The sequence below is a fragment of the Aerosakkonema funiforme FACHB-1375 genome, assembly GCF_014696265.1.
Lineage (GTDB): Bacteria > Cyanobacteriota > Cyanobacteriia > Cyanobacteriales > Aerosakkonemataceae > Aerosakkonema > Aerosakkonema funiforme_A.
The window spans coordinates 1-21,080 of sequence record NZ_JACJPW010000016.1; the positions used below are offsets into that span (position 1 = coordinate 1).

The following is a 21,080-nucleotide window of genomic DNA, read 5'->3' on the forward strand; positions in this document are numbered from 1 at the left end:
ACGCTCTTCCGATCTCCCCTAGCCCCTAACCCCTAGCCCCTCATAAAATTGGAGAACCTATGGCAAAGGAACTGGCGATTTCTACCCGTGGACTTACCAAGCAATTTGACCGCCATATAGCCGTCAACGATATCGATTTAGAGGTAGAAGCGGGTGAAGTCTACGGATTGATCGGGCCAAACGGAGCTGGCAAAACAACGCTGATCCGGATGTTGGCGGCAGCTGAGGAACCAACTATAGGGGAAATTTATATTAATGGCGATCGTCTGTTGCGCGATCGAAGCAATCCTACCCTCAAACGTCGTCTGGGCTACCTTCCCGATGACTTTCCCCTCTACGACGACCTCACCGTTTGGGACTACCTGGATTATTTTGCCCGACTTTATCGCTTGCGGGAACCGCGCCGCAGTCAGCGCCTGTACGATGTTTTGGAACTGGTGCAGCTCACTAATAAACGCAACAGTCAAATTTCAACCTTATCCAGGGGGATGAAACAGCGGCTCAGTCTTGCTAGAACTATTATTCACGAGCCGATCGTACTATTGCTGGACGAACCTGTATCCGGATTGGACCCCATTGCCAGAATGCAGTTTCGAGACATCATCAAAGCGCTGCGGGAAGCTGGGATGACGATTTTGATTTCCTCCCACGTCCTCAGCGACTTAGCCGAACTCTGCACCTCGGTGGGCATCATGGAATTAGGTTATTTGGTAGAAAGTTCTTCCCTAAAGGAACTTTATCGCCGCCTCAGTCGCCAGCAAATTATCATATCCAGCTTGGGTAGCCCAGAAGCACTTGTAGCGGAATTGAAAAATCATTCTTTTGTAGAAGATTGGGAGGTATTGCCAGCAACAAATCAAGTACAAGTTCATTTTTCCGGAAATCCGGAAGATTCGGCTAAGTTATTGCGATCGCTCGTTGAAGCTGGCATTCCCCTCACCGAATTCCACTGCACCCAAGAAGATTTAGAAACCATTTTCCTCAAACTCGGTCACAAACAAGCATCCTAGAGAGAGGGAGAGGGAAGATAGAGAGGGAATTGGAAATCAGCTTTGTTGGCAGGAGGTGCGGAAACTTAAAACAGAAAATTGTAGATTTGAAATGAAAAAATCAATCAAATTTTACTGGGAGAATTTCGATCGTGAAACTTAACTTGATAGAGAGAATCGGCGATTTGAACCCGCAGCTATTGCGGGAACTCAAAGGTCGCCTAAAAACCAGAAATATAGCGATCGCAGCCGGAATTTCTCTACTAGGTCAGCTGCTACTGCTAATGTCTTTCTACGGCCAACTTCCTACAGAGAAATCTTACCCAGGGACGATCGCTAACCGATACTGCACTGGTAAAGAACAGTATTATCAGGTATACGAATGTTTCCAAGATTTTGCCGGTAATTTCGTTATTAAATGGCAGGTTTGGTGGCTAGACGTTTTTGTCTGGTTGAGTTTGTTCGCCATCTTCGGTTTGTTAGTAATTGGCACTTATATGGTAGTTGCCGATCTAGCACAGGAAGATCGTCGCGGTACGCTCAACTTTATACGTTTGAGTCCCCAATCTACCCAAAGCATTTTAGGGGGGAAACTGCTGGGCTCTCCAGTTTTACTGTATACAGTAGCTGCTTTAGCAGTGCCTCTGCATCTGTGGACTGGTATTTCCGGCGGCATCTCTTTAGGTTTAATTTTAACCTTCTACGGAGTTATCGCTGTTAGCTGCCTGTTATTCTACAGTGGCGCACTGTTATTTGGTTTATTCAGTTCGGCATTTAGCGGGTTTCAACCTTGGTTGGCAAGTGGAGGTGTCTTCATTTTCCTGTGGATTGCTAATTTTAAACCCATCACTCACGACCCGATAGATTTGTTAAATTTGTTATCGCCATGCTGGATGCTTTGGCATCTAATTTCAGGCATTTCTGGAGATTATCAATCGCCATTTTCCTATTTAGCAGAAGAAATAAGAACTTGGCAATGGTTCTCTATGCCTTTAGGTAGCAACATTATCAGTGCGGTTGCCTTTACTGTATTGAATTGCGGGTTGTTGACTTATTGGATTTGGCAATCTTTGATGCGCCGCTTTCCCAATCCCACCAAAACAATGTTGAGCAAAGGACAAAGTTACTTGCTGACAGCTTGTTTTGAAACCGTAATTTTGGGATTGGCGATCCAAAAAATGCCGCAATGGCAGTCTTTTCCAAATTGGTTGTCTTATAACTTGAATAGCCTACTTGTATTCAATTTGCTGCTGTTTTTGTGTTTGATAGTGGCACTTTCACCTCACCGACAAGCATTGCAGGATTGGGCGCGATATCGCCGGGAAAAAGCAGCGCATCGCAAGTTGTTCTGGAATCCTTCTTTGATGAAGGATTTGATCTGGGGTGAAAAAAGCCCGAACGTAATGGCGATCGTACTTAATTCGATCGTCGCCTGTCTGCCCCTAATTTGTTGGATTATCGTTTGGCCTCAAGATGCAGAAAAAGGTGAAGCTCTTTTCAGTTTAGCGCTGATGGTGAGTACGATCGCCATCTATGGAGCGATCGCCCAACTCATGCTATTCATGAGAACACAAAAACAAGCTGTGTGGGCAGCAGGTGCTTTGGGTGCGGCAATTGTCCTACCACCCCTGGTTTTTGCCGTTTTGTCGATCGGTTCTGCAAAACCACCCTTTGCACTTTGGTTGTTCTCCGCTTTCCCTTGGGTTGCCATCATGGAAAATACAGCAATTACAACTGTATGTATGGCAATTCTCGGACAGTTCGCCATCCTAGCACTGTTGAATATGCGATTGTCCCGACAGTTGCAACAAGCTGGTGAATCTGCTACCAAGGCGCTGTTAGCCGATCGTCGCGCTTAAAAAAAGCCTTCAGGCGTCAGCAATCATCTGTCAGTTATTTAACCGTAGGGTGGGTTAGGCACCGACAATAATTTCAGCCTTAAAACCGATAATTAATTTGCCGTGCTATCACCCACCATTACCAAAGTTAGAACAGAAAAAACATTTTTTCCAATCAACCCGAAAGAGCCCTTGTATTAATTACAAAAAAACCAGCAAACCTCCATTTTAAAGTTGACATAAATGAGCAAAAATACCATGATAAACCTACGTTTGTTAGACAGATTGGGTGATTGGAATCCGCAACTATACCGAGAAATAAAAGGACGGCTCAAATTTCGCAATTTAGCAGTAGCAGGCGCTGTATCTGTGGTGACGCAGTGCTTAATTTTTCTGCCTTTCTACCTACAAGTTTTTAGCAGCAAAAATTATAGCAATTATTGCCTAAAAGATAAACAATTCCAATGCCTTGTCAATCCTGCCGGTTTCGTTCTTATTGATTGGCAAGATTGGTGGCTGGACTTATTTAATCAACTGAGTATAATTTTCGCATTTGTGCTATTAGTGGGTGGCGTTCATATGCTGATCGGCGATGTGGGCAAAGAACAGCGTCGCGGCACACTTAACTTTATTAAATTGAGCCCCCAATCTAGCGAAAATATCTTAATCGGTAAGATTCTTGGCGCTCCTATTTTACTTTACATTGGCATCCTGCTAGCTATTCCTTTACATTTAGCATCTGCGATCGGAGCGGGCTTTCCTTTCGGATTACTGATTGGCTTTTATCTACTCATAGGCGCAAGTTGCTTCTTATTATACAGTACGATGCTGCTTCAGTCATTCCAAGTGGGATTTTTTACTTGGCCATGCACCTTTTTAAGCTTGATATTTATATCGCCTTGGTTGCAAATTCTCCAGGGTGTTCTCTATGCGGCAAAAAGACAAGATATTTATAACAGCAATTTCCAATGGTTTTATTTACCGATCGGTAGTAACTTATCTCTTCTAATGGGATTTTTACTTCTGAATATAGGATTCTGGGGTTATTGGTCATGGCAAGCATTAAATCGGCGCTTTCTTCAACCAAGCGCTACCTTGATAAGCAAAGGTCAAAGTTATTGGTTAGTAGCTTGTTTGGAACTCTGCATTTTAGGATTTTTTCTAGGAGAAAACTTAAACTCGGTGCATTCTAACGATTATTGGCGTTGGTTTGAGTTAATAGCGTTTGTGGAATGCCTAAATTTATTCTGCTTTATGTATTTAATCGGTCTTTTATCGCCGCAACGCCAGGAATTGCAAGATTGGGCTCGCTACGAACAATTAAGAATAAAAAATGAAAAATTAAAAGTGAAATCGGCATCTGTGAGGTCAAGTTTTTCATCAGGTATTTTTAATCCTTTGATTCAGGATTTGATTTGGGGAGAAAAAAGTCCCGTACTGGTAGCGATCGCACTCAATTTGGTTATCAAAACAGTAATTTGGGGTGGTTGGATTATATTTGTTATCCCAAACGTTTACAAAATTCAAGCACTGATAGTTTTGATTTTGAGTGCGAATTGGATTTTAATTTGTGCGGCGATCGCGCAACAAATGATATTAATGAAAACGCCAAAACGCCTCTGGTGGTCTCTTATTACGATAAATGGATTGATTGTATTGCCTCCGTTAGGTTTTGCTTTGCTAGGGATATCACCCAATGAAATGCCTGGTTTGTGGCTGCTTTCTGCTTTGCCTTGGCTTGGTATGCAATACGCCAGCGCTATCACAATTTTTCTATCTTTGTTAGGTCAGTTGAGCATCCTGGGATTGTTAACGTTACAGCTGACGAAAAAACTACAAAAAGCAGGTGAATCTGCTTCCCAATCCCTTTTTTCAGCACCACCCCCTTTATAGCTAGGGATTAGGGACTAGGGGATTAGGAGAAAGGGAAAAGATTAATTCTCTCCCTCTTCCCTCTTCCCTCTTCCCTCTTCCTCTTCCTCTTCCCTAGACCCTAGCCCCCAGCCCCTAGCCCCTAGCCCCTAGCCTCTTTTTTTTGACTATTTTTTAAGCGCTTTCTTCACCAATTCGGGAATCTGAGAAGGGCGCTGCGCTACGGGAATTTTGACTTTTTCAAAAGCAGCTATTTTTGCTTCTGCCGTGCTAATTTCATCCTCTATAACTGGCTGAGAAACAATCAAATCGCTGGCGCGGCGCTGTCGTTTTACTGTTGGTGCGTAGCGTCCGGCAATGTAAGTAACTACAGGTTTACTAATTTCCTCAGCAATAAAGGGAGCGATCGTTTCTTCGCTATCGCCATCCATTTGTCCTACTAAAACGATCGCTTTGGTATTGTCATCTTTATTTAAAACTGGCAACCAATGGCGAAGAGAAGAACCAACGATCGCATCACTACCAATATTAACGCCGATCGATTGTCCAAATCCCGCTTGGCTTAGTTGCAAAGCAACTTCGCAGGTCAGACTGCCGCAACGGCTGATCAGTCCCACCGCACCGGGAGTGTAAAATTCACTAGGATGAGTGCCCAACAAAATTTTTCCCGGTACGATAATGCCCATACTGTTAGGGCCAACAACTAGAGTTTTGTTAGCATCGGCAATTCTCAGCAGATAAACTATATCCAGAGGTGGAATACCGCTCGTGACGATAATCAGTTGCCTAATATTAGCAGCGATCGCTTCTAGCGCCGCATCCAATACCAAGTAAGGTGGAGTGAAGATTATGCTAGTGTCGATCGAGCCAGTTATTGGCAGTGCTTGTTCCACCAAATCGAACACAGGGATATCGTGTATTGTTTGTCCCCCCTGTCCCGGACTTACCCCAGCAACGACATTAGTGCCGTAAGCTTTCATCTTAGCCGCGTGGATAGCAGCAAGCGGTTCGGTGATACCTTGGATTAAGACTTTACTATCTGGCTTTACATTCATTACAAAACGCCTAACGGTTACACTTACAGGACTTACCCATCAAATGACTGGAAACTCGCGATTTTTCATAGAAACCGGGTTTCGAGGGTGGGGCGTCCTAGTATTATTCAGATTTGGGCTTATTAATAAATTTAACTAATTCTGGGATACTTTCAGCTTGAATTTTGGCTGTTTCCTCTTGTCGGGATTTGATAGCAGAAATTTCCTCGCGTCACAAAGTAACTAGGGAGTTGACAGCACCAACCAAGGCATCTACATTATTGTTCGTTTGTTCTATTTCATCGGCAATGCGATCGATCTTTTCACCAAGCTTATCCAGCATTTCATCCGTCCATTTTTTAACTGCCATATAATCACCTCGTTTATTTTGATTATCCCTTTTCGACAGAACCCAGATCCCCCCTTCCCCCGTTCTGGTCTACCTCTTGGCGCGATTGCACTCAACTGTCACATTAACGAACTTTTTTCCCCATAAATCCGAAACAAACGAACCGCGAAGATAGCGCTCTAAAAGACTTTCTTCGTTTTAGAGCGCTAAGAGAAGAGGAAGAAGATAAAGGGGGTAGCCTTCGCCAGATTTGGTATGACATTTATTTACCCCAAATTTTCTCTCACCCAATTCCTAAAACCTCTAATAGTTGCGCTTCTCCCCACAGTTAGATTTTTTTGTACGTATTCGTTAATCAATTCTATAATAGGAATATCGGGAAAATTTGGACTGCGATCTGCAACTACATAATTGCCTTCTTGCAACAAGTTAATTTCCAAACCGCGTCTGGTATATCGCCACAATTCAGGCACGCTTAACTGTCGATAATTATCAAATTTAGTTCGAGAAGTTATATCAATTTCAATGGCTAAATCTGGCGGCGGATCGACAGTCAAGTCCAAACTATTTTTCCCGATAACAGCCGCATAATTTTGGATATAAAAACAAGTGTCTGCTTCCACTGCCTGCCTCATGCGATCGCTCTTAAAAGTTGTCGAACCCAAAACTTCAAAATCGATCGACATTCCATCTAACAAAATTCTTACCAATTCGCCAATGATTTCTTTATCTTTTTCATGTTCTGGTAGAGGCACCATAATTTCTAACCATCCATCACTATAAGAAAGCCTTGCAGCGCGACTTTCTCCCAATTCCTCTAAAATAGTTTCAAATTGTTGCCAGCTAATATCTTTCAGCAACAATTGTTGCCCTGGTTGTACGATAATTTGTTCCAGAACTAATTGCATCCTTTTCCCCTAACCCCTAACCCCTAACCCCTAACCCCTAACCCCTAGCCCCTACATCAAGAACGCTTACCAGAAGGCTTCGTCAAAGCTACCGCTTGCGATACTGCCTCATCCAAATTATCAATCACAGACACTCCCAGCGCCCCCAAACGCTCTTTTGCCGCGTCTATCTCGCTACCCGCCAAACGCACGACAAAATAGGGGTTGTGACCGTTGCCCGTTTCCGTGCTATCTTGGCGGGGACGGCGCACAGGTCTGCTGGGTAAAGGCGAAACCAGCCCCTCACCGTAATTTCGCTGTACGAAGTTGGAAATAGCATCGGCAAGTTCATCGCAGGAAGTCACGCCACCCAAAATATTCACGAGCAAGACTTTGATACTATTTTCATGTGCGATCGTTTCCAGACCTTTTTCCAAGCGATCGCACAGCGTTGTCGCTACATTGCTGGGAACTTCTTCGCCCACATTCAAGCAGCTAGCTGGCTTTCCTCCGGCTTGGTAAACTGAATCCAAAGTTGCCATCGCCAAACCGGTGCCATTGCAAACTATGCCGATATTTCCTTCCAGTTCCCACAAATCCTCGCTGACCGGTGCAGGCGTTTCTCCACAATGACCGCACAGATGCGGTTTCCCCCGCCTTACTTTGGTCGCCAGTATAGCTAAATCCGGATGGCGTTGCAAAGCACAATCGTTGGCTGTGACCTTACCGTCCAAAGCCATCACTTCGCCATTTGCATTCACACCCAGAGGATTGATTTCCACTAAATCCAAGTCTTTCTGGACAAACAGATTGTACATAGCTTGGAGGATATCGCTGACCGACTGAATCAAATTGCCTTCCAATCCCATCTTCAGAGCTAGCCGTCGAGCGTAGAATGGGGAAAATTCTTGCTCTATTACCACCTGCTGCATTTGTTCCATCACTGCTTCCACATCGATGCCGCCTTTGGGAGAACCCAAAAGCACGGGGCGGCGAAGGGTGTAATCTAGAGCCACAGCCAGATAAAATTCCCTTTCGGCATCGTATCTCGCTTCTGCCAGCAACACCTCTGGGTATTGTCCCATTATGGGCAGATGGAAAATTGTTTGTGCGGCTGCGATGGCATCGATCGTATTTTCTACAAACTTAATTCCCCCTGCTCTCCCTCTTCCCCCTGCTGGCACTTGAGACTTCAGTACCACCGGATAGGGTATTTTCAATCCCTTTAAATCTCTGGGGCTGTCAATTCTTTGGGAGGGCAAAACGGGAATACCGATTTCCCGAAATAATTCTTTTGCCTGATACTCTAATAAGTCCATATCAAAATATTAATTAAAAATCACTGAGGAAAGAAATCTTCTTCACTTTTACTTTACCACTTTTTACACATCTTTGATGTAAATTAGTTAATTTTTTCTTTCCTCTTTAATTTTTAGTTTTTATTTTTCATTTGTTCCTGCCACTCACGAGCTACTAAATCGATGCCATAAAATCTTTGCCAGAAGCGGTCTACCGCCCAAGTCGGCAACACTTTGGTCATAATAAACAGCAGGAATTCGCCACCCGTAGCAGCGATATAGCGCGGACGAGGACGAGGATCTGTAAGCGATCGCACAATTACTTCAGCCACCCGTTCGGATGTCCAAGCGCGACTGCTAGTTTGTTCCTGTAACCCTTCTAACTTCTTAAAAGCAGCGCGATAGGGAGTCTGTTCGGGATCGGGAACTGTTTCCTCAACTCCTTGGGCAACCACATCAAAAAAATCGGTAGTCACCGGCCCCGGTTCGATGACGCTGACCTTGATATTGAAAGGTTCCAGTTCCATACGGAGAGCATCGCTGAGTCCTTCCAAAGCAAATTTCGAGGAACTGTATATACCCCCAAAAGGAAACGCCAGTCTTCCTCCTAAAGAACTAATATTGATGATTCTGCCACCACCGCGATCGCGCATCCCAGGTATCAAAGCGCGACTCAAAGCCAATGGCCCCAGCAAATTCACCTCAAATTGCCGCCGCGCCGATGCAGATGGAATCAATTCGAGCGGCCCCATTTGACCGTAACCGGCATTATTCACCAAAGCATCCACCCTACCGAAACGCAGGATAGCAGCTCTCGCCAAAGCATCCACCTGCTCGATCGACGACATATCCGTAGGGACAACCAAAACTTCTGCCCCTGCTTTGCTACAGTATGTGGCAGTTGTATCCAGCTTGGCCCGGTTACGCGCTGCCAACACCAATCGAATGCCAGGAAACTTTTTGGCTAAAACTTGCGCCAAAGCAGCGCCAATACCAGCAGAAGCGCCAGTAATCAGTACAACTTGTTCAGATAGGGGAGTGTTTGCAGACATCAAAATCGGGGAGTTGCACAAAACGAACGATCGCCTATTCTCTACTGTAAATGGGTATTAAGGTTTTCTGCACCTTTGGTTGCTGAAAATGTAACTCAGATTAAAATTACCAAAAATCATCTATCCCAAGTCTCAAGTTCAAAGTAAAAATCCTCGCATCCAAAATCTCAAATCAAAGGGTGATATCAAATGGAAACAGCAGAACGGAAAAATGATTTACAAACATTGGGGCAACTTTTGCAAGACAGCTTGAACTCAGAGTTAGCAATAGAAGTTCCCATTCAGGTTAAGTGCGTACTTCAGGATGACACTTTGGTGACATTGGCTCAAGACCCCAATCCGGTGATTACCGAAGCGCAGCCTATTTTTAGAGTGCTACAGGAAACTATTGAAGCGCTACAGGTAGCATTCCCTAACCCAGTATGGGAACAAACTCAGCAGGTACGCCTTTTCTTGAGAGCGGCGGGACAAAGGCAACCTTTTGCCGCCCACGAGTTTAAATTGGAAAAATTACCCTTTTGGGAGGATGCCGATCGCAATATGTTTGGATGGGAAGAGGAAAGCGACGATCCTCCCTTATCCCCATACCCCTGGAAATCGATTTTTGATGAAGAAACAGCAGACGATCGCACCGAAGCAGCTGCCGCATCGACCTTAACATCGGATAGAGAATCATCTCGATCCCCCTGGAACTCGATTTTTGATGAGGAAACCGCAGACTCGCCCACCGAAGCAGCCGCATCCAGCTTAAAATCGGAAAAATCCGCTCCGCAACCATCTCGATCGTCCTGGAACTCGATTTTTGACGAAGAAAGTCCAGACCCGCACACCGAAACTGTGCCAGCGTCCAGCTTAAGATCGGAAAAATCGGATACACAACCATCTCGATCGCCAAAAAACTCGATTTTCGATGAAGAAACCCCAGATAATCGCACCGAAGCAGCCGCATCGACCTTAAGATCGAACAGATCCGATGCCATCGAAGATTTACCTTTAGAAGAACCTGCGATCGATTCCAGACCCGACCCCGAAATGCCGAAACGCGATCGAGTTTTGCGTCGCCGCAGACGGCAATTTAAACTGCCCCAGTCCGCATACAAAATTGGGGTTGGAGTAGCAGCAGTAGCAATTGTAGGTGGTATTTACGCTTTAACTCGTCCTTGCGTATTGGGAGAATGTACACCCATCCAAACCGCTAAGCAGCTCAGTCGAGAGTCAGCACAAACCCTCAGAGAGGCAAAAAACGAGCAAGATATCAATCTGGGAAAAGAAAAACTCTCGAAAGCGATTCAGGAGTTGGAAAGCATTCCCCCTTGGTCTGGCGATCGCGCCTCGGCGCAGTTACAGTTGCAAATTTACAAAGGAGTTGTTACTAAAATAGACATAATTTTAAAGGCTATGGATAAGGCAAAAGTTGCCTCTCAAAAAAGCCAAAACCCTCCTCATTCAGTCCAACAATGGCAAGAAATACAGTCAGTTTGGAAAGAAGCGATCGCTGCCGTTAAACAAATTCCCAAAAATAGCTTGATTTATCCTCTAGCTCAACAAAAATTAAACGAATATCAAGACAATTTAACCGCTATCGATCGCCGAGTTAAGCAAGAGCAACAAGCTGAAATCAAACTGGCAAATGGCAAAGAAATCGCTCAATTAGCGGAAGTACGTCAAGGCGTAGCCAAAACTTTAGGTCACTGGCGACAAGTTGAGTCAACTTGGCAAGCAGCGATCGCTTCTCTTTCTTCCATTCCCAAAACCACAACATTTTACCAGGAGGCGCAGCAGTTAATTGCTAGCTATCAGCCAAATTTTGCCGCAGTGCGCGATCGCAAAAACCAAGAAGAGAATGCCGCTAAAATTTACAATCAAGCCATTACAATTGGTGACCTTGCCAAAAATTTGGAGCAACAGAACCAATTGACCCAAGCTGTCGCGACTTGGCGCAGAGCTTCCACCTATGCCCAACAAGTACCTACTGGTACTTATTACTACTCACAAGCTCAGCCGCTGAGTGAAAGTTACATCAATTCTTTAAGACAAGCACAAGCTAAATTGCAGGTAGCTTTAATTGTGCAAAAAGCTACAGGCGATCTCAATAAAACTTGTGCTGGCGTACCCAAAATTTGCGACCATACCGTTAATCTTCAAGGAATCAAGGTTTATCTAACGCCTGCTTATGTCAACAGCGTCAGAAGGACTGCCATGACTGCCGGTTTGAATGGGGACGCTAATACTCTTGCTGGTGTAGACGATCATTTGAAAACCTTACAAGCTGCATTGGAAGCAATTAGCGAAAATGCTCGCGTACCTCTAGAAATTTACGATCAAAATCGTGCTTTAATAGGGAGGTATGTACCAAAACCGAGATAAAGATTATAGCGAGAGGCTAAAAAAGTCAAAAGTCAAAAGTCAAAAGTCAAAAATAAGAGGGGGAGTGGGGTATCGGGAGAACGGGATAGCGGGAGAACGACATAAAGGTCGAAAATATACATATAAATTCCCCCACTTTCTCCTCCCTCTCCCTTTGCATTTTGGCTTTTGACATTCATCTCATGTCCGGTAGCATCGGTTGCAGAAAAAATGCGTTCTTATCTGCGTTTATCTGCGGTAAAAATTTAACCTCAATCTCCCACAGATAATATGAGAGCATCAGTCTTAGACTACCGATGCAACCGGACACAATATAAAAATTCATTTAGCGATGCTTGAAAAAATAAAAGAATTTTGCATATTATTAACCACAGATGCACACAGATAAATTGCGGTGTTCTTAAATTTTTAGTTGTGCATCGGAGTTGAAAACCTGCCGACAAATTCCCTGGGTAATCAAAAAAGCAGTAATCAGGGTAGCGCTTGCCTGCATCACCAAAATCAACATCTGGTAAAATGCAGCAATGAAAGGACTGACACCACCCAATATCTGACCGGTGAAAGTTCCCGGTAATGTTACTAAACCGACAACCGTCATCGTATTTAGGTTGGGAATCATTGCAGCTTTAATCGCTTCTTTTTTGTACTGCGCTACTGCTTGTGCGGGGGTAGCTCCCAAACTGAGGTGAGTTTCAATTTCCAGGCGCGTGCTTTTGAGGCTACTGACGAGACGTTCGCCAGCTAAAGCAGCACCGTTCATAGCATTTCCCAGCACTATACCAGCAAATGGAATCAGAAATTGCGGTTCGTACCAAATCTGCGGTTTAATTACCAAAAAATTGACGTAGACTAGCGTCAGGGCAGTACTGAGTAAAAGCGAACCTCCCACGACGGGTAACATTTGAGGAATTTTTTCGCCAATGCGACTTTTCGCTACCCTAGTAGCAATAATCAGCATGACAAACAAAACCGCGATAACCAGTACGGGGTTTGGCTGAGCGAAAACCACCTCCAGTACAAACCCAACTCCCAGCAATTGTAGGATAGTGCGACCTGTCGCGATCGCCAGAGGCCATTCCAAGCCCAACTTTTCCCAAGCAGATAAACCGATGGCAAAGGCGATGAGTCCTAATGCCCAAGTGAAGTTTGTGGGGTCGAATTTAGCTAAATCCACTGCCTTGGGGGTTTGAGGTGCGATCGAACTATTGGCGATGACTTCCTATTTTACAACGTCATTCGGCGCGGTAATATTTAAAACCGTACCAAATCAAGGTTTTAAAGGCTTATATTTAGCTGCGCCTGGGGCAGATTGTCACAACCAGTTGACAAGAAACTTTTCTCGCCTAAGATAATCTACCATAACCGTTGGAAAATATACACCGAGAAAACCATTCACCTTGCAGAGACAACTGTGGGGCTGACGGGCTATCCGGGACTTGTAGTAGTAAAAACTAAAACTTCGTGGTAGGCGAGTGAATAACATTCCCCCTGTTGACTTGGCACGTCAGTACAAAAACCTTGAGAAAGAAATAAACGCAGCTGTATTGGAAGTGCTGGCTTCTGGCCGATACATCGGCGGTTCTCCGGTGGAGAGTTTTGAGCAACAGTTTGCCAATTACATAGGCGTTTCCCATTGCGTAGCGTGCAATTCTGGCAGCGACGCCCTCTACCTCGCATTACGAGCTTTGGATATTGGCGCTGGCGATGAAGTGATTACGACGCCTTTTACGTTTATCGCCACAGCGGAGGCAATCAGTGCAGTTGGCGCGACGCCAGTGTTTGTGGATATTGACCCCCAAACTTTCAATTTAGATGTTGAGAAGTTGGAAACTGCCATTACCAACAAAACAAAGGCGATTCTGCCAGTACATTTGTTTGGGCAACCAGTCAATATGACCCGCTTGATGGAGATAGCAGAATCTCGCGGTTTGGCAGTAATAGAAGACTGCGCTCAAGCTACGGGTGCAGCGTGGGCGGGTCGTAAAATAGGTAACATCGGACATATCGGCTGTTTTAGTTTCTTCCCCACCAAAAATTTGGGGGCTTGTGGCGATGGTGGTGCAGTAACTACCAACGATCCGAACTTAGCTGGTAAAATCAGAATGCTGCGAGAGCATGGTAGCAGCAGTCGATATTACCACGAAGCGATCGGCGTCAACAGTCGTCTGGATGCTCTGCAAGCTGCTATTCTGCAAGTAAAATTGCGCTATCTCGATACTTGGAACGCGCAACGCACTCAAACTGCAGCACGTTACCACAAGTTACTTGCACCTATTTCCGGGATTTCTTTACCTCAAGCACTCGATGGAGGTGAAAGTGTCTGGAATCAATACACCATTCGGGTAATAGCTGAAGGAAAAAAAGATTTCTCATCTACCAGTTCAAGTGAAAACTCATTCCTGAAAATTCAAAGTTCCTTACGCGACTCAGTACGCAGCCAGTTGCAGAAGCAGGGAATCAATACAATGGTTTACTATCCCCTGCCACTGCATCTCCAGCCCGTGTACGAAAGTTTGGGATACCAACCCGGTCAATTGCCAGCTGTAGAGCAGGCTTGTGCTGAAGTTTTGTCTTTGCCGATTTTTCCTGAATTGTCTTTAGCGCAGCAAGAACAGGTGGTTTACGGTTTGAAAGATGTTTTGGCCGAAACAATGTTTGCTGAGACTTCCCAAGGCTTATGGGCTATGGCGTCGGCGAGAGAAAACTGATGGGTTGTTGACAAAAAACCCGGTTTTTATCAAAAACCGGGTTTGTCGAACTCCTCAAAACAGGGGACTGCGGACTACTAAACTGAAACGCGGGAGCGATTCACCGTCGCCAATGCTTCTACCAAACTGCGGACAGCAGCCACCATAGCGATTTCGCTGTTCAAGCGGTTGACAGCTGAGCCAACGCCGACACCGGCAGCACCTGCGGCAATGGCTAGGGGTGCTGTGACGCTGGATATTCCAGAAGCGCAAAGCACCGGCACGGAAACTGCACGGGAAATTTCATAGGCTGCGGCTAGGGTGGGAGCTGCTTTTTCGATCGTTCCCAATGTTCCGGCATGAGTTGGGGTGGCACTTACTCCACCTTCTGTCTGGATGATATCGGCACCGGCTTTGACTAGGGCTTCTGCCAATTGTACTTGTTCGGACAGTTGAAGAATATGAGGAACGGTCACCGATAAGGTAATCTGGGGAAGGAGCGATCGCGTAGTTTGTGTAATTTCCAATACTTCAGCTGCTTCAAATCGACGCCCTTGCGCGTAGAAACTATCGAAGTTACCAATTTCGATGAGGTCGGCACCAGCTGCTACAGCTGGGACAAATAGCTGGGGTTCGACTGCGGAAACGCAGATTGGCAGATCGGTCAGTTCGCGGCACATCCTCACCAAGTTCGCATCGGCAGCAATATCTACAAAGGTCGCACCACCTTTGTCTGCTGCTTTCACGGTCGCAGCTACTCGTGCGGGATCGAAATTATTCAAGCCGCTAATAATTTTGAGGGCGCGGCCTTGTTCAAAAGCACGCTGTAGTGTGGTATGAATTGTCATGCTGTATGTAACTCCCACTCAAAAATAAGTCAGGATTATTTTTGCACTCACTGAGGTCAGAAACCAGAGCGTCGAAAAAGTCAAAAGAAAGGGGCTAGGGGTTAGGGGTTAGGGGCTAGGGAAGAGAGGAAAGGGAGAGGGAAGAGGAGAAATATTAATTCTTCTGCTCCCCCGCTCCCCCGCTCCACCACTCCCCCACTCCCTGAAGGATATGGTGTCGATCGTTAAAAAATTTTACTTTCTTGGCGTCGTCCTGGTGTAGCAGAATGCAATTCTTAACTGCATTATATGGTTAATCTCTAAGTAGTGTTCTCTGTTTGTGGAGCTAAAGGACACCAGCAATATGTTTGGAGAAGTGTACAAATCTTGCTAATAAACGTTACAATTATTAATATTTCTACCCAGAAAGTGCCATGAAGACCGCTCAGACTTCTACAGATCTTGTGCGTACCTACCTGCGTGAAATAGGTCGGGTTCCCTTGCTCACCCACGAGCAGGAGATCTTGTATGGCAAACAAGTACAGCGTTGGGCAGCATTGCAAGCTCAGAGAGAGGTGCTGGCAGCTGAGTTAGGCCAAGAACCTACTCCAGCTGAGTGGGCGCAACAATGTGGGCTGTCCGAAGCAGAACTCGATCGGCAGATTAAAGAAGGTGAAAACGCTAAGCGCAAAATGGTTGAAGCTAATTTGCGACTGGTAGTGTCGGTAGCCAAGAAGTACATCAAGCGCAATGTTGACTTGTTGGATCTAATTCAGGAAGGCAGCATCGGTATGCAGCGAGGGGTTGAAAAATTTGACCCGACTAAAGGATATCGGTTTTCTACTTATGCCTATTGGTGGATTCGTCAGGCAATCACTCGTGCTATAGCTGAAAAAGGGCGCACGATTAGGCTGCCGATCCACATTACGGAGAAGCTAAATAAAATAAAAAAAGTTCAGCGTCAACTGTCTCAACAGTTAGGACGCGCTGCGACTGCTGCGGAATTGGCCAAGGAGTTGGAATTAGACCCGAAGCACGTCCGGGAGTACCTGGAAAAGGCACGTCAGCCTTTGTCCCTAGATTTGCGGGTGGGAGATAACCAAGATACGGAGCTGGGAGAACTGTTAGAGGATACTGGCGCTTCTCCGGAGGAATTTGCCATCCAGTCTGCTCTTCAGACAGATTTAGAAAAGCTGATGGCGGATCTAACACCTCAACAAAGGCAGGTGTTGGCGATGCGATTTGGTCTGGAAGACGGACAAGCTTTAACGCTGGCAAAGATTGGCGATCTCCTCAACATTAGCCGGGAAAGAGTACGGCAAATCGAAAGAGAAGCATTGAGCAAGCTTCGCAAGCGCAAAGGAGATATAGATGAATTTATCGCCAGTTAGGAACTTGTCATTCACAATCAGAAGAGGTAAATAGAGATATAGCTGTCGCCAATGTTAGGTAGGGGTGGAAAAACCGGAATTTGTGGTTCGGTTAAAGCGACTTCACTGTCAAGAGCGAACTGCTAAATTAGTCTTCAGAAGCAATTAATAATCTGCATCCGAATTTTTGAATAACAAGCTGCTGTTAGCTAGTCAAATAAAAAGCTCCCAACTGCTACAGAGGTAAAAAGTGAACAAATCATCCAGTCAAGGCCCAGAGTTGTTTGGCAATGAGTCGGAGTCAGGTCACAATTGGCTCTGGCAGTATGTCCAGTCTATGAGTCCAGAAACTATGGCACAGCTTTCCAGACCATCTTCCGGAGATGTATATCAAGTGATGGAACGGAATATTATCGGTCTGTTGGGTAACTTACCGTCAGAACATTTTGGGGTGACGATTACTACGAGTCGGGAACATCTCGGTCGGCTGTTGGCTTCGGCGATGATTAGTGGATATTTTCTCCGAAATGCAGAGCAGCGTATGGCTTTTGAAAGATCTTTCTCGGCGGCTGAAGCCAATGCTTCAGAAGCTGAGTAGTAAGTTGGTTTCAGATTGGCACGCGGATATTCGCGATCTGGCCATAATCAACCGATCGGCGGGCTGTGAAATAGCTCTGCCGATTATTTTGATTGGGAAACAAATTTTTAATAGTAAATACAATTATTATAGCAACCTATGAAAGTCAGTTAGGACTTTATTAATTACTGAAACTCTCGCTCTTTCCTTCTTTCCCAAGCCCGAAGCCCTAAACCCCTATCCTCAATCTGTATGTCTTTACCCCATAAGTTTATTGGTGTTGCTGTTATTTGGAACGACCGAGGACAAATTTTAATTGACAAACGCCGTCAGGGTGGTTTAATGGGAGGTTTATGGGAATTTCCGGGTGGCAAAATAGAGCCTGGTGAAACTGTGGAAGAGTGTATCAAAAGGGAAATTTGGGAAGAGTTAGGTATTGAAATTCAGGTAGGGGATCGCTTAATGACGATCGATCACATTTACAGTCAATTTGCCGTCACTCTTACGGTACATCACTGCCGCCACACCAACGGCGAACCGCAGCCTTTGGAATGCGATGAAGTTCGTTGGGTCACATTAGATGAGTTAGACTTCTATACTTTCCCGGAAGCTAACTTTCAGATTATCAACGCGCTGAGAAATATAGTTAGGGGTTAGGGATTAGGGGTTAGGGATTAGGGATTAGGGATTAGGGATTAGGGGTTAGGGGTTAGGGGTTAGGGATTAGGGATTAGGGGTTAGGGATTAGGGATTAGGGATTAGGGAAGAGGAGAAATTTTGAGTTTTGACTTTCATTATCGGTAAACCGGCAATGTGAAGTGAAAGCAGCTTCCTTTGTCGGGAACGGAGTCTACCCAAATCCGACCGTAATGAGATCGAATGATTCTTTGACACAGGGATAGACCGATGCCATATCCATCTAGAGCTTCGTCGCGTTTGAGTCGATAGCGTTCTTCAAAAATGCGATCGCGATTTTCCTCTGGAATTCCGGGCCCAGTGTCGCATACGCTCAGATGTACTTTCTGCGCTGTGCGGTGGAGAACGGAAACTTGAATGGTTCCACTTGGGGGCGTATATTTATTGGCGTTGTCCAATAAGTTTACCAGCACCTGACGCACTCGTTCTGGATCGGCATAAACATAAGGCAGATCTTTGGGAATATCAGTTTTAATCTGCTGGGATTTCATTGCAAACCTGTGTTTGAGGCACTCTAGCACTTCCTGACAAAGTTCTCCTAAATCTACTTTTTGAGGCACTATCTTCAGAGAACCGTTATTTCCTTGCGATCCTTGCAGAATATCGACAATTAGGCGCTCAATAGCGCGAGTTTGGTTCCTGGCTTGTTTAATTAACTGATTTACTAAGGCAGGTGTCAGTCGAGGCGAGTTGCCGTTATTTGGATCGGTGTTGGTTTCTAGGGTTTCTAGTGCGATCGAAGCGGCTGTGAGGGGATTGCGGAGATCGTGGGCCAGCATAGCGATGATTCGATCTTTGAACTGCAATTGCTGTTGCAGTTCCTCTTTTTCCTGTTTGAGGCGAAAAATTTCTTCAGAAATGCGGATCAGTTCTGCAACGTGAGCAAAGGAACGTATATCGGCTCGCTCTGTGCCTGCTGGCCAAGATTCCCCATCTAAGTTCTGATATTCATCCATAGACTGTTTCCAGCGCGGCCACCAGTCTGCCAGTTGAGCGACCAAATTAGTGCCAGCGATGATATGTCGAGGGGGAGGATGAATTTTGATTAAAGCTGGGGTTGCTACCAGTTTAAAGTGTTCGGCTAAATATGGTTGTTCGCCGACATCGACAACCTCTAGCTCAAAAGGATAGTCGTTCTTTAAATCTTCGAGATACTTGTGCAGTCGCTGGATTTGTTCCTGAGAACTGGGACGCTGGTCTACAAATAATAGCAACTGTAGAGGCGTCTGTGTATGAGTAGACTTTTCAGCATTCGCTGCCATGTAATCTCTTTTGAGCATGATGGACAAACTGGTAAAGCTTTTCCAACGGTGAGGACGATCGAACTGCTTGCTTCCAGGCACACTGGTTGCCCTTTAACTCCTACTTATAAGCTACCGTGTTCTGGCGATTTTCGTACCAGATTTTGGTTATTCGCTCTCAAACCTCTATCGAGAGATAGAAGTTATTTAACGAGCCATCTGTTCGAGGAGGTAGAATGCACTCTGGAGGCTTATACTAAGTGCGGAGTCTCGCAGAGAGTGGGTGAGGAATGCTGTTAAACTGGCGGAAGTATCCGTGGCTCTTGGTTGCACTCGGTAGTGCGATCGCATTCTTTGTTTTGGCCCTAACCTTAACGCTGCATCGACACTACACCTTTTATTCCTCCTACGACCAAGGCATTTTCAATCAAGTTTTCTGGAACGGCATTCACGGTCGCTTTTTTCAAAGCTCTCTCTCTTCTCAATTATCTACAAATGTTGTTCACAGTAACGATGTACCGAATGTATATTACCATCGTTTAGGGCAACATTTTACACCCGCTCTTTTGCTGTGGATACCCCTGTACGCTTTGTTTCCCTCCCCAGCAACCCTCACGGTTTTGCTAGTAACTTTAGTTACTGCTGCCGGACTGGTTTTGTATGTACTCGCCCGACAGTATGTTCAAGGGCCCATAGCTGCGGCGATCGCTGGTAGTTTTTACACGGCTAACGCGGTCGTCGGCCCGACTTTATGTAACTTTCACGACATTTGCCAAATTCCGCTGTTCGTGTTCGGATTGCTGCTGGCAATGGAAAAACGCTGGTGGTGGCTATTTGCGGTTCTGGCAGTTTTAATTTTAGCAGTACGGGAAGATTCGGGTATAGGGTTGTTTGGTGTGGGAGTATACATGATACTCAGCAAGCGGTATCCCCGCATCGGTCTTGCTGTCTGCGCTGTCAGCTTTGGGTACACGATTCTGCTCACCAATTTAATTATGCCGCTGTTTTCTGCGGATATTTCCGAGCGGTTTATGATGGAACGCTTCGGTCAGTATGCTGATGGTGATTCCGCTTCTACTTTAGAAATTATCTGGGGAATGGTGAAGAATCCCTGGCGCTTGCTGGTAGAACTGTTTTCGCCTTTTCCTGAGACGATGAAATATCTGTTGGCCCAGTGGTTGCCTTTAGCTTTTGTGCCAGCTGTTTCCCCGGCAGCTTGGGCGATCGCAGGATTTCCTCTGCTCAAACTTTTTTTGGGTCAGGGGGAATCGGTTTTGGCGATTAATATTCGCTATGCTATGACTGTGGTTCCGGGATTATTTTACGGAGCGATTCTTTGGTGGTCTCGACATCCAGAAAAGTTTAAAAAGTTGTCTTTTCGCCGCTTTTGGGTAATCTGCATATGTATTTCATTATTTTTTACCATTACTTCTAATCCGAATCGAACTATATCTTTTCTGGTGCCGGATTCATTTAAGCCTTGGGTATATGTATCTTTGCCTCGCCAATGGCAGCACGCTGGTGAAATTTACTCATTATTGGCAAAAATTCCCCCAAATGCAAGTGTGGCAGCCACGACTTATATTGTGCCCCATCTTTCTGGCCGCCGCGAAATTATTCGCTTTCCAGGATTGCAGTTACGGAACGATAAACGGGAAGTTGTGAATGTGGAATACGCGATCGCAGATCTGTGGCAGTTACGCGAGTATCAAGTTGCCTTCAAGACCGATCGCCAAATATTAAAGGATAGCATTGTCGCGATCGATGGGGTATCTGGTAACCATCTATACGGAATTACCGATTTTAAAGATGGAGTTATTCTATTGCACAGAGGAGTGGCTGACAATCCAGATGCAGTTGCGGCGTGGCTTACGTTCCGCCGAGGGATAGAAGCGATTTTAAAGTAAGCGATCTAAGTGCTAGTTATATGTCGATGACATTTTTGACATATAAATAGATGTATTAGCTACAATTGTCATGCTAATAAGTATTGAGA

General features: G+C 45.3%; 17 protein-coding genes. 9 read left to right on the forward strand and 8 right to left on the reverse strand.

What is annotated here, in order from left to right; genetic code table 11:
• The first annotated feature begins 59 nt into the window (after positions 1-59).
• The 3 genes from H6G03_RS08245 to H6G03_RS08255 all read left to right on the forward strand — a co-directional run bounded on the left by H6G03_RS08245 (position 60) and on the right by H6G03_RS08255 (position 4,720).
• Positions 60-1,010: an ABC transporter ATP-binding protein gene (locus H6G03_RS08245; RefSeq protein ID WP_190463841.1), complete on the forward strand. Its 951-nt coding sequence runs from the start codon at positions 60-62 to the stop codon at positions 1,008-1,010.
• Between the two features lie 131 nt (positions 1,011-1,141).
• Complete coding sequence (locus H6G03_RS08250) at positions 1,142-2,848, forward strand: ABC transporter permease (protein WP_190463842.1); 1,707 nt, start codon at positions 1,142-1,144, stop codon at positions 2,846-2,848.
• Between the two features lie 237 nt (positions 2,849-3,085).
• Positions 3,086-4,720: a hypothetical protein gene (locus H6G03_RS08255; protein ID WP_190463843.1), complete on the forward strand. Its 1,635-nt coding sequence runs from the start codon at positions 3,086-3,088 to the stop codon at positions 4,718-4,720.
• Between the two features lie 146 nt (positions 4,721-4,866).
• Here H6G03_RS08255 and H6G03_RS08260 read toward each other — a convergent pair whose 3' ends face one another.
• From H6G03_RS08260 to H6G03_RS08280, 5 genes are all read right to left on the reverse strand, one after another.
• Positions 4,867-5,754: a succinate--CoA ligase subunit alpha gene (locus tag H6G03_RS08260; RefSeq protein ID WP_190463844.1), complete on the reverse strand. Its 888-nt coding sequence runs from the start codon at positions 5,752-5,754 to the stop codon at positions 4,867-4,869.
• Between the two features lie 211 nt (positions 5,755-5,965).
• On the reverse strand, positions 5,966-6,103 hold the full coding sequence (locus tag H6G03_RS08265) for a hypothetical protein (protein ID WP_190463845.1): 138 nt from the start codon (positions 6,101-6,103) through the stop codon (positions 5,966-5,968).
• Between the two features lie 245 nt (positions 6,104-6,348).
• Positions 6,349-6,990: a Uma2 family endonuclease gene (locus H6G03_RS08270; RefSeq protein WP_190463846.1), complete on the reverse strand. Its 642-nt coding sequence runs from the start codon at positions 6,988-6,990 to the stop codon at positions 6,349-6,351.
• A gap of 56 nt (positions 6,991-7,046) precedes the next feature.
• Positions 7,047-8,288 carry a succinate--CoA ligase subunit beta gene (locus H6G03_RS08275; RefSeq protein WP_190463847.1) on the reverse strand — a complete coding sequence of 414 codons (1,242 nt, stop codon included), beginning with the start codon at positions 8,286-8,288 and terminating at the stop codon, positions 7,047-7,049.
• Positions 8,289-8,401: 113 nt separating this feature from the next.
• Positions 8,402-9,319 carry an SDR family NAD(P)-dependent oxidoreductase gene (locus H6G03_RS08280; protein ID WP_190463848.1) on the reverse strand — a complete coding sequence of 306 codons (918 nt, stop codon included), beginning with the start codon at positions 9,317-9,319 and terminating at the stop codon, positions 8,402-8,404.
• 189 nt (positions 9,320-9,508) lie between these two features.
• Between H6G03_RS08280 and H6G03_RS08285 the strand changes: the two genes are divergently transcribed.
• On the forward strand, positions 9,509-11,686 hold the full coding sequence (locus H6G03_RS08285) for a hypothetical protein (protein ID WP_190463849.1): 2,178 nt from the start codon (positions 9,509-9,511) through the stop codon (positions 11,684-11,686).
• Between the two features lie 400 nt (positions 11,687-12,086).
• Here the strand turns inward: H6G03_RS08285 and H6G03_RS08290 are convergent, their stop codons facing one another.
• Positions 12,087-12,860: an ABC transporter permease gene (locus H6G03_RS08290; protein ID WP_190463850.1), complete on the reverse strand. Its 774-nt coding sequence runs from the start codon at positions 12,858-12,860 to the stop codon at positions 12,087-12,089.
• A gap of 298 nt (positions 12,861-13,158) precedes the next feature.
• On the opposite strand from H6G03_RS08290, the gene H6G03_RS08295 reads away from it, so the two are divergent.
• Positions 13,159-14,394: a DegT/DnrJ/EryC1/StrS family aminotransferase gene (locus tag H6G03_RS08295; RefSeq protein WP_190463851.1), complete on the forward strand. Its 1,236-nt coding sequence runs from the start codon at positions 13,159-13,161 to the stop codon at positions 14,392-14,394.
• Positions 14,395-14,471: 77 nt separating this feature from the next.
• Here the strand turns inward: H6G03_RS08295 and H6G03_RS08300 are convergent, their stop codons facing one another.
• Positions 14,472-15,221, reverse strand: coding sequence for a DUF561 domain-containing protein (locus tag H6G03_RS08300; protein WP_190463852.1), 750 nt, complete (start codon positions 15,219-15,221; stop codon positions 14,472-14,474).
• A gap of 413 nt (positions 15,222-15,634) precedes the next feature.
• Here H6G03_RS08300 and H6G03_RS08305 point away from each other — a divergent pair, with 413 nt between their 5' ends.
• From H6G03_RS08305 to mutT, 3 genes are all read left to right on the forward strand, one after another.
• Positions 15,635-16,591 carry an RNA polymerase sigma factor, RpoD/SigA family gene (locus H6G03_RS08305; RefSeq protein WP_190463853.1) on the forward strand — a complete coding sequence of 319 codons (957 nt, stop codon included), beginning with the start codon at positions 15,635-15,637 and terminating at the stop codon, positions 16,589-16,591.
• 229 nt (positions 16,592-16,820) lie between these two features.
• A complete protein-coding gene (locus H6G03_RS08310; protein ID WP_190463854.1) occupies positions 16,821-17,168 on the forward strand; it encodes a DUF760 domain-containing protein in 348 nt (115 codons plus the stop codon).
• Positions 17,169-17,399: 231 nt separating this feature from the next.
• On the forward strand, positions 17,400-17,804 hold the full coding sequence (gene mutT / locus H6G03_RS08315; protein WP_190463855.1) for an 8-oxo-dGTP diphosphatase MutT: 405 nt from the start codon (positions 17,400-17,402) through the stop codon (positions 17,802-17,804).
• Between the two features lie 137 nt (positions 17,805-17,941).
• Here the strand turns inward: mutT and H6G03_RS08320 are convergent, their stop codons facing one another.
• Positions 17,942-19,105, reverse strand: a complete 1,164-nt coding sequence (locus H6G03_RS08320) for a histidine kinase (protein WP_190463916.1) — start codon at positions 19,103-19,105, stop codon at positions 17,942-17,944.
• A gap of 269 nt (positions 19,106-19,374) precedes the next feature.
• Between H6G03_RS08320 and H6G03_RS08325 the strand changes: the two genes are divergently transcribed.
• Positions 19,375-20,991, forward strand: coding sequence for a DUF2079 domain-containing protein (locus H6G03_RS08325; RefSeq protein ID WP_190463856.1), 1,617 nt, complete (start codon positions 19,375-19,377; stop codon positions 20,989-20,991).
• Positions 20,992-21,080 lie beyond the last annotated feature (89 nt).

Bases quoted from the DNA above. Each gene is read 5' to 3' on its own strand.
- H6G03_RS08245 (WP_190463841.1), top strand. From the start codon at position 60: ATGGCAAAGGAACTGGCGATTTCTACCCGTGGACTTACCAAGCAATTT.
- H6G03_RS08255 (WP_190463843.1), top strand. From the start codon at position 3,086: ATGATAAACCTACGTTTGTTAGACAGATTGGGTGATTGGAATCCGCAA.
- H6G03_RS08260 (WP_190463844.1), bottom strand. From the start codon at position 5,754: ATGAATGTAAAGCCAGATAGTAAAGTCTTAATCCAAGGTATCACCGAA.
- H6G03_RS08265 (WP_190463845.1), bottom strand. From the start codon at position 6,103: ATGGCAGTTAAAAAATGGACGGATGAAATGCTGGATAAGCTTGGTGAA.
- H6G03_RS08270 (WP_190463846.1), bottom strand. From the start codon at position 6,990: ATGCAATTAGTTCTGGAACAAATTATCGTACAACCAGGGCAACAATTG.
- H6G03_RS08275 (WP_190463847.1), bottom strand. From the start codon at position 8,288: ATGGACTTATTAGAGTATCAGGCAAAAGAATTATTTCGGGAAATCGGT.
- H6G03_RS08280 (WP_190463848.1), bottom strand. From the start codon at position 9,319: ATGTCTGCAAACACTCCCCTATCTGAACAAGTTGTACTGATTACTGGC.
- H6G03_RS08285 (WP_190463849.1), top strand. From the start codon at position 9,509: ATGGAAACAGCAGAACGGAAAAATGATTTACAAACATTGGGGCAACTT.
- H6G03_RS08300 (WP_190463852.1), bottom strand. From the start codon at position 15,221: ATGACAATTCATACCACACTACAGCGTGCTTTTGAACAAGGCCGCGCC.
- H6G03_RS08305 (WP_190463853.1), top strand. From the start codon at position 15,635: ATGAAGACCGCTCAGACTTCTACAGATCTTGTGCGTACCTACCTGCGT.
- mutT (WP_190463855.1), top strand. From the start codon at position 17,400: ATGTCTTTACCCCATAAGTTTATTGGTGTTGCTGTTATTTGGAACGAC.
- H6G03_RS08320 (WP_190463916.1), bottom strand. From the start codon at position 19,105: ATGGCAGCGAATGCTGAAAAGTCTACTCATACACAGACGCCTCTACAG.
- H6G03_RS08325 (WP_190463856.1), top strand. From the start codon at position 19,375: ATGCTGTTAAACTGGCGGAAGTATCCGTGGCTCTTGGTTGCACTCGGT.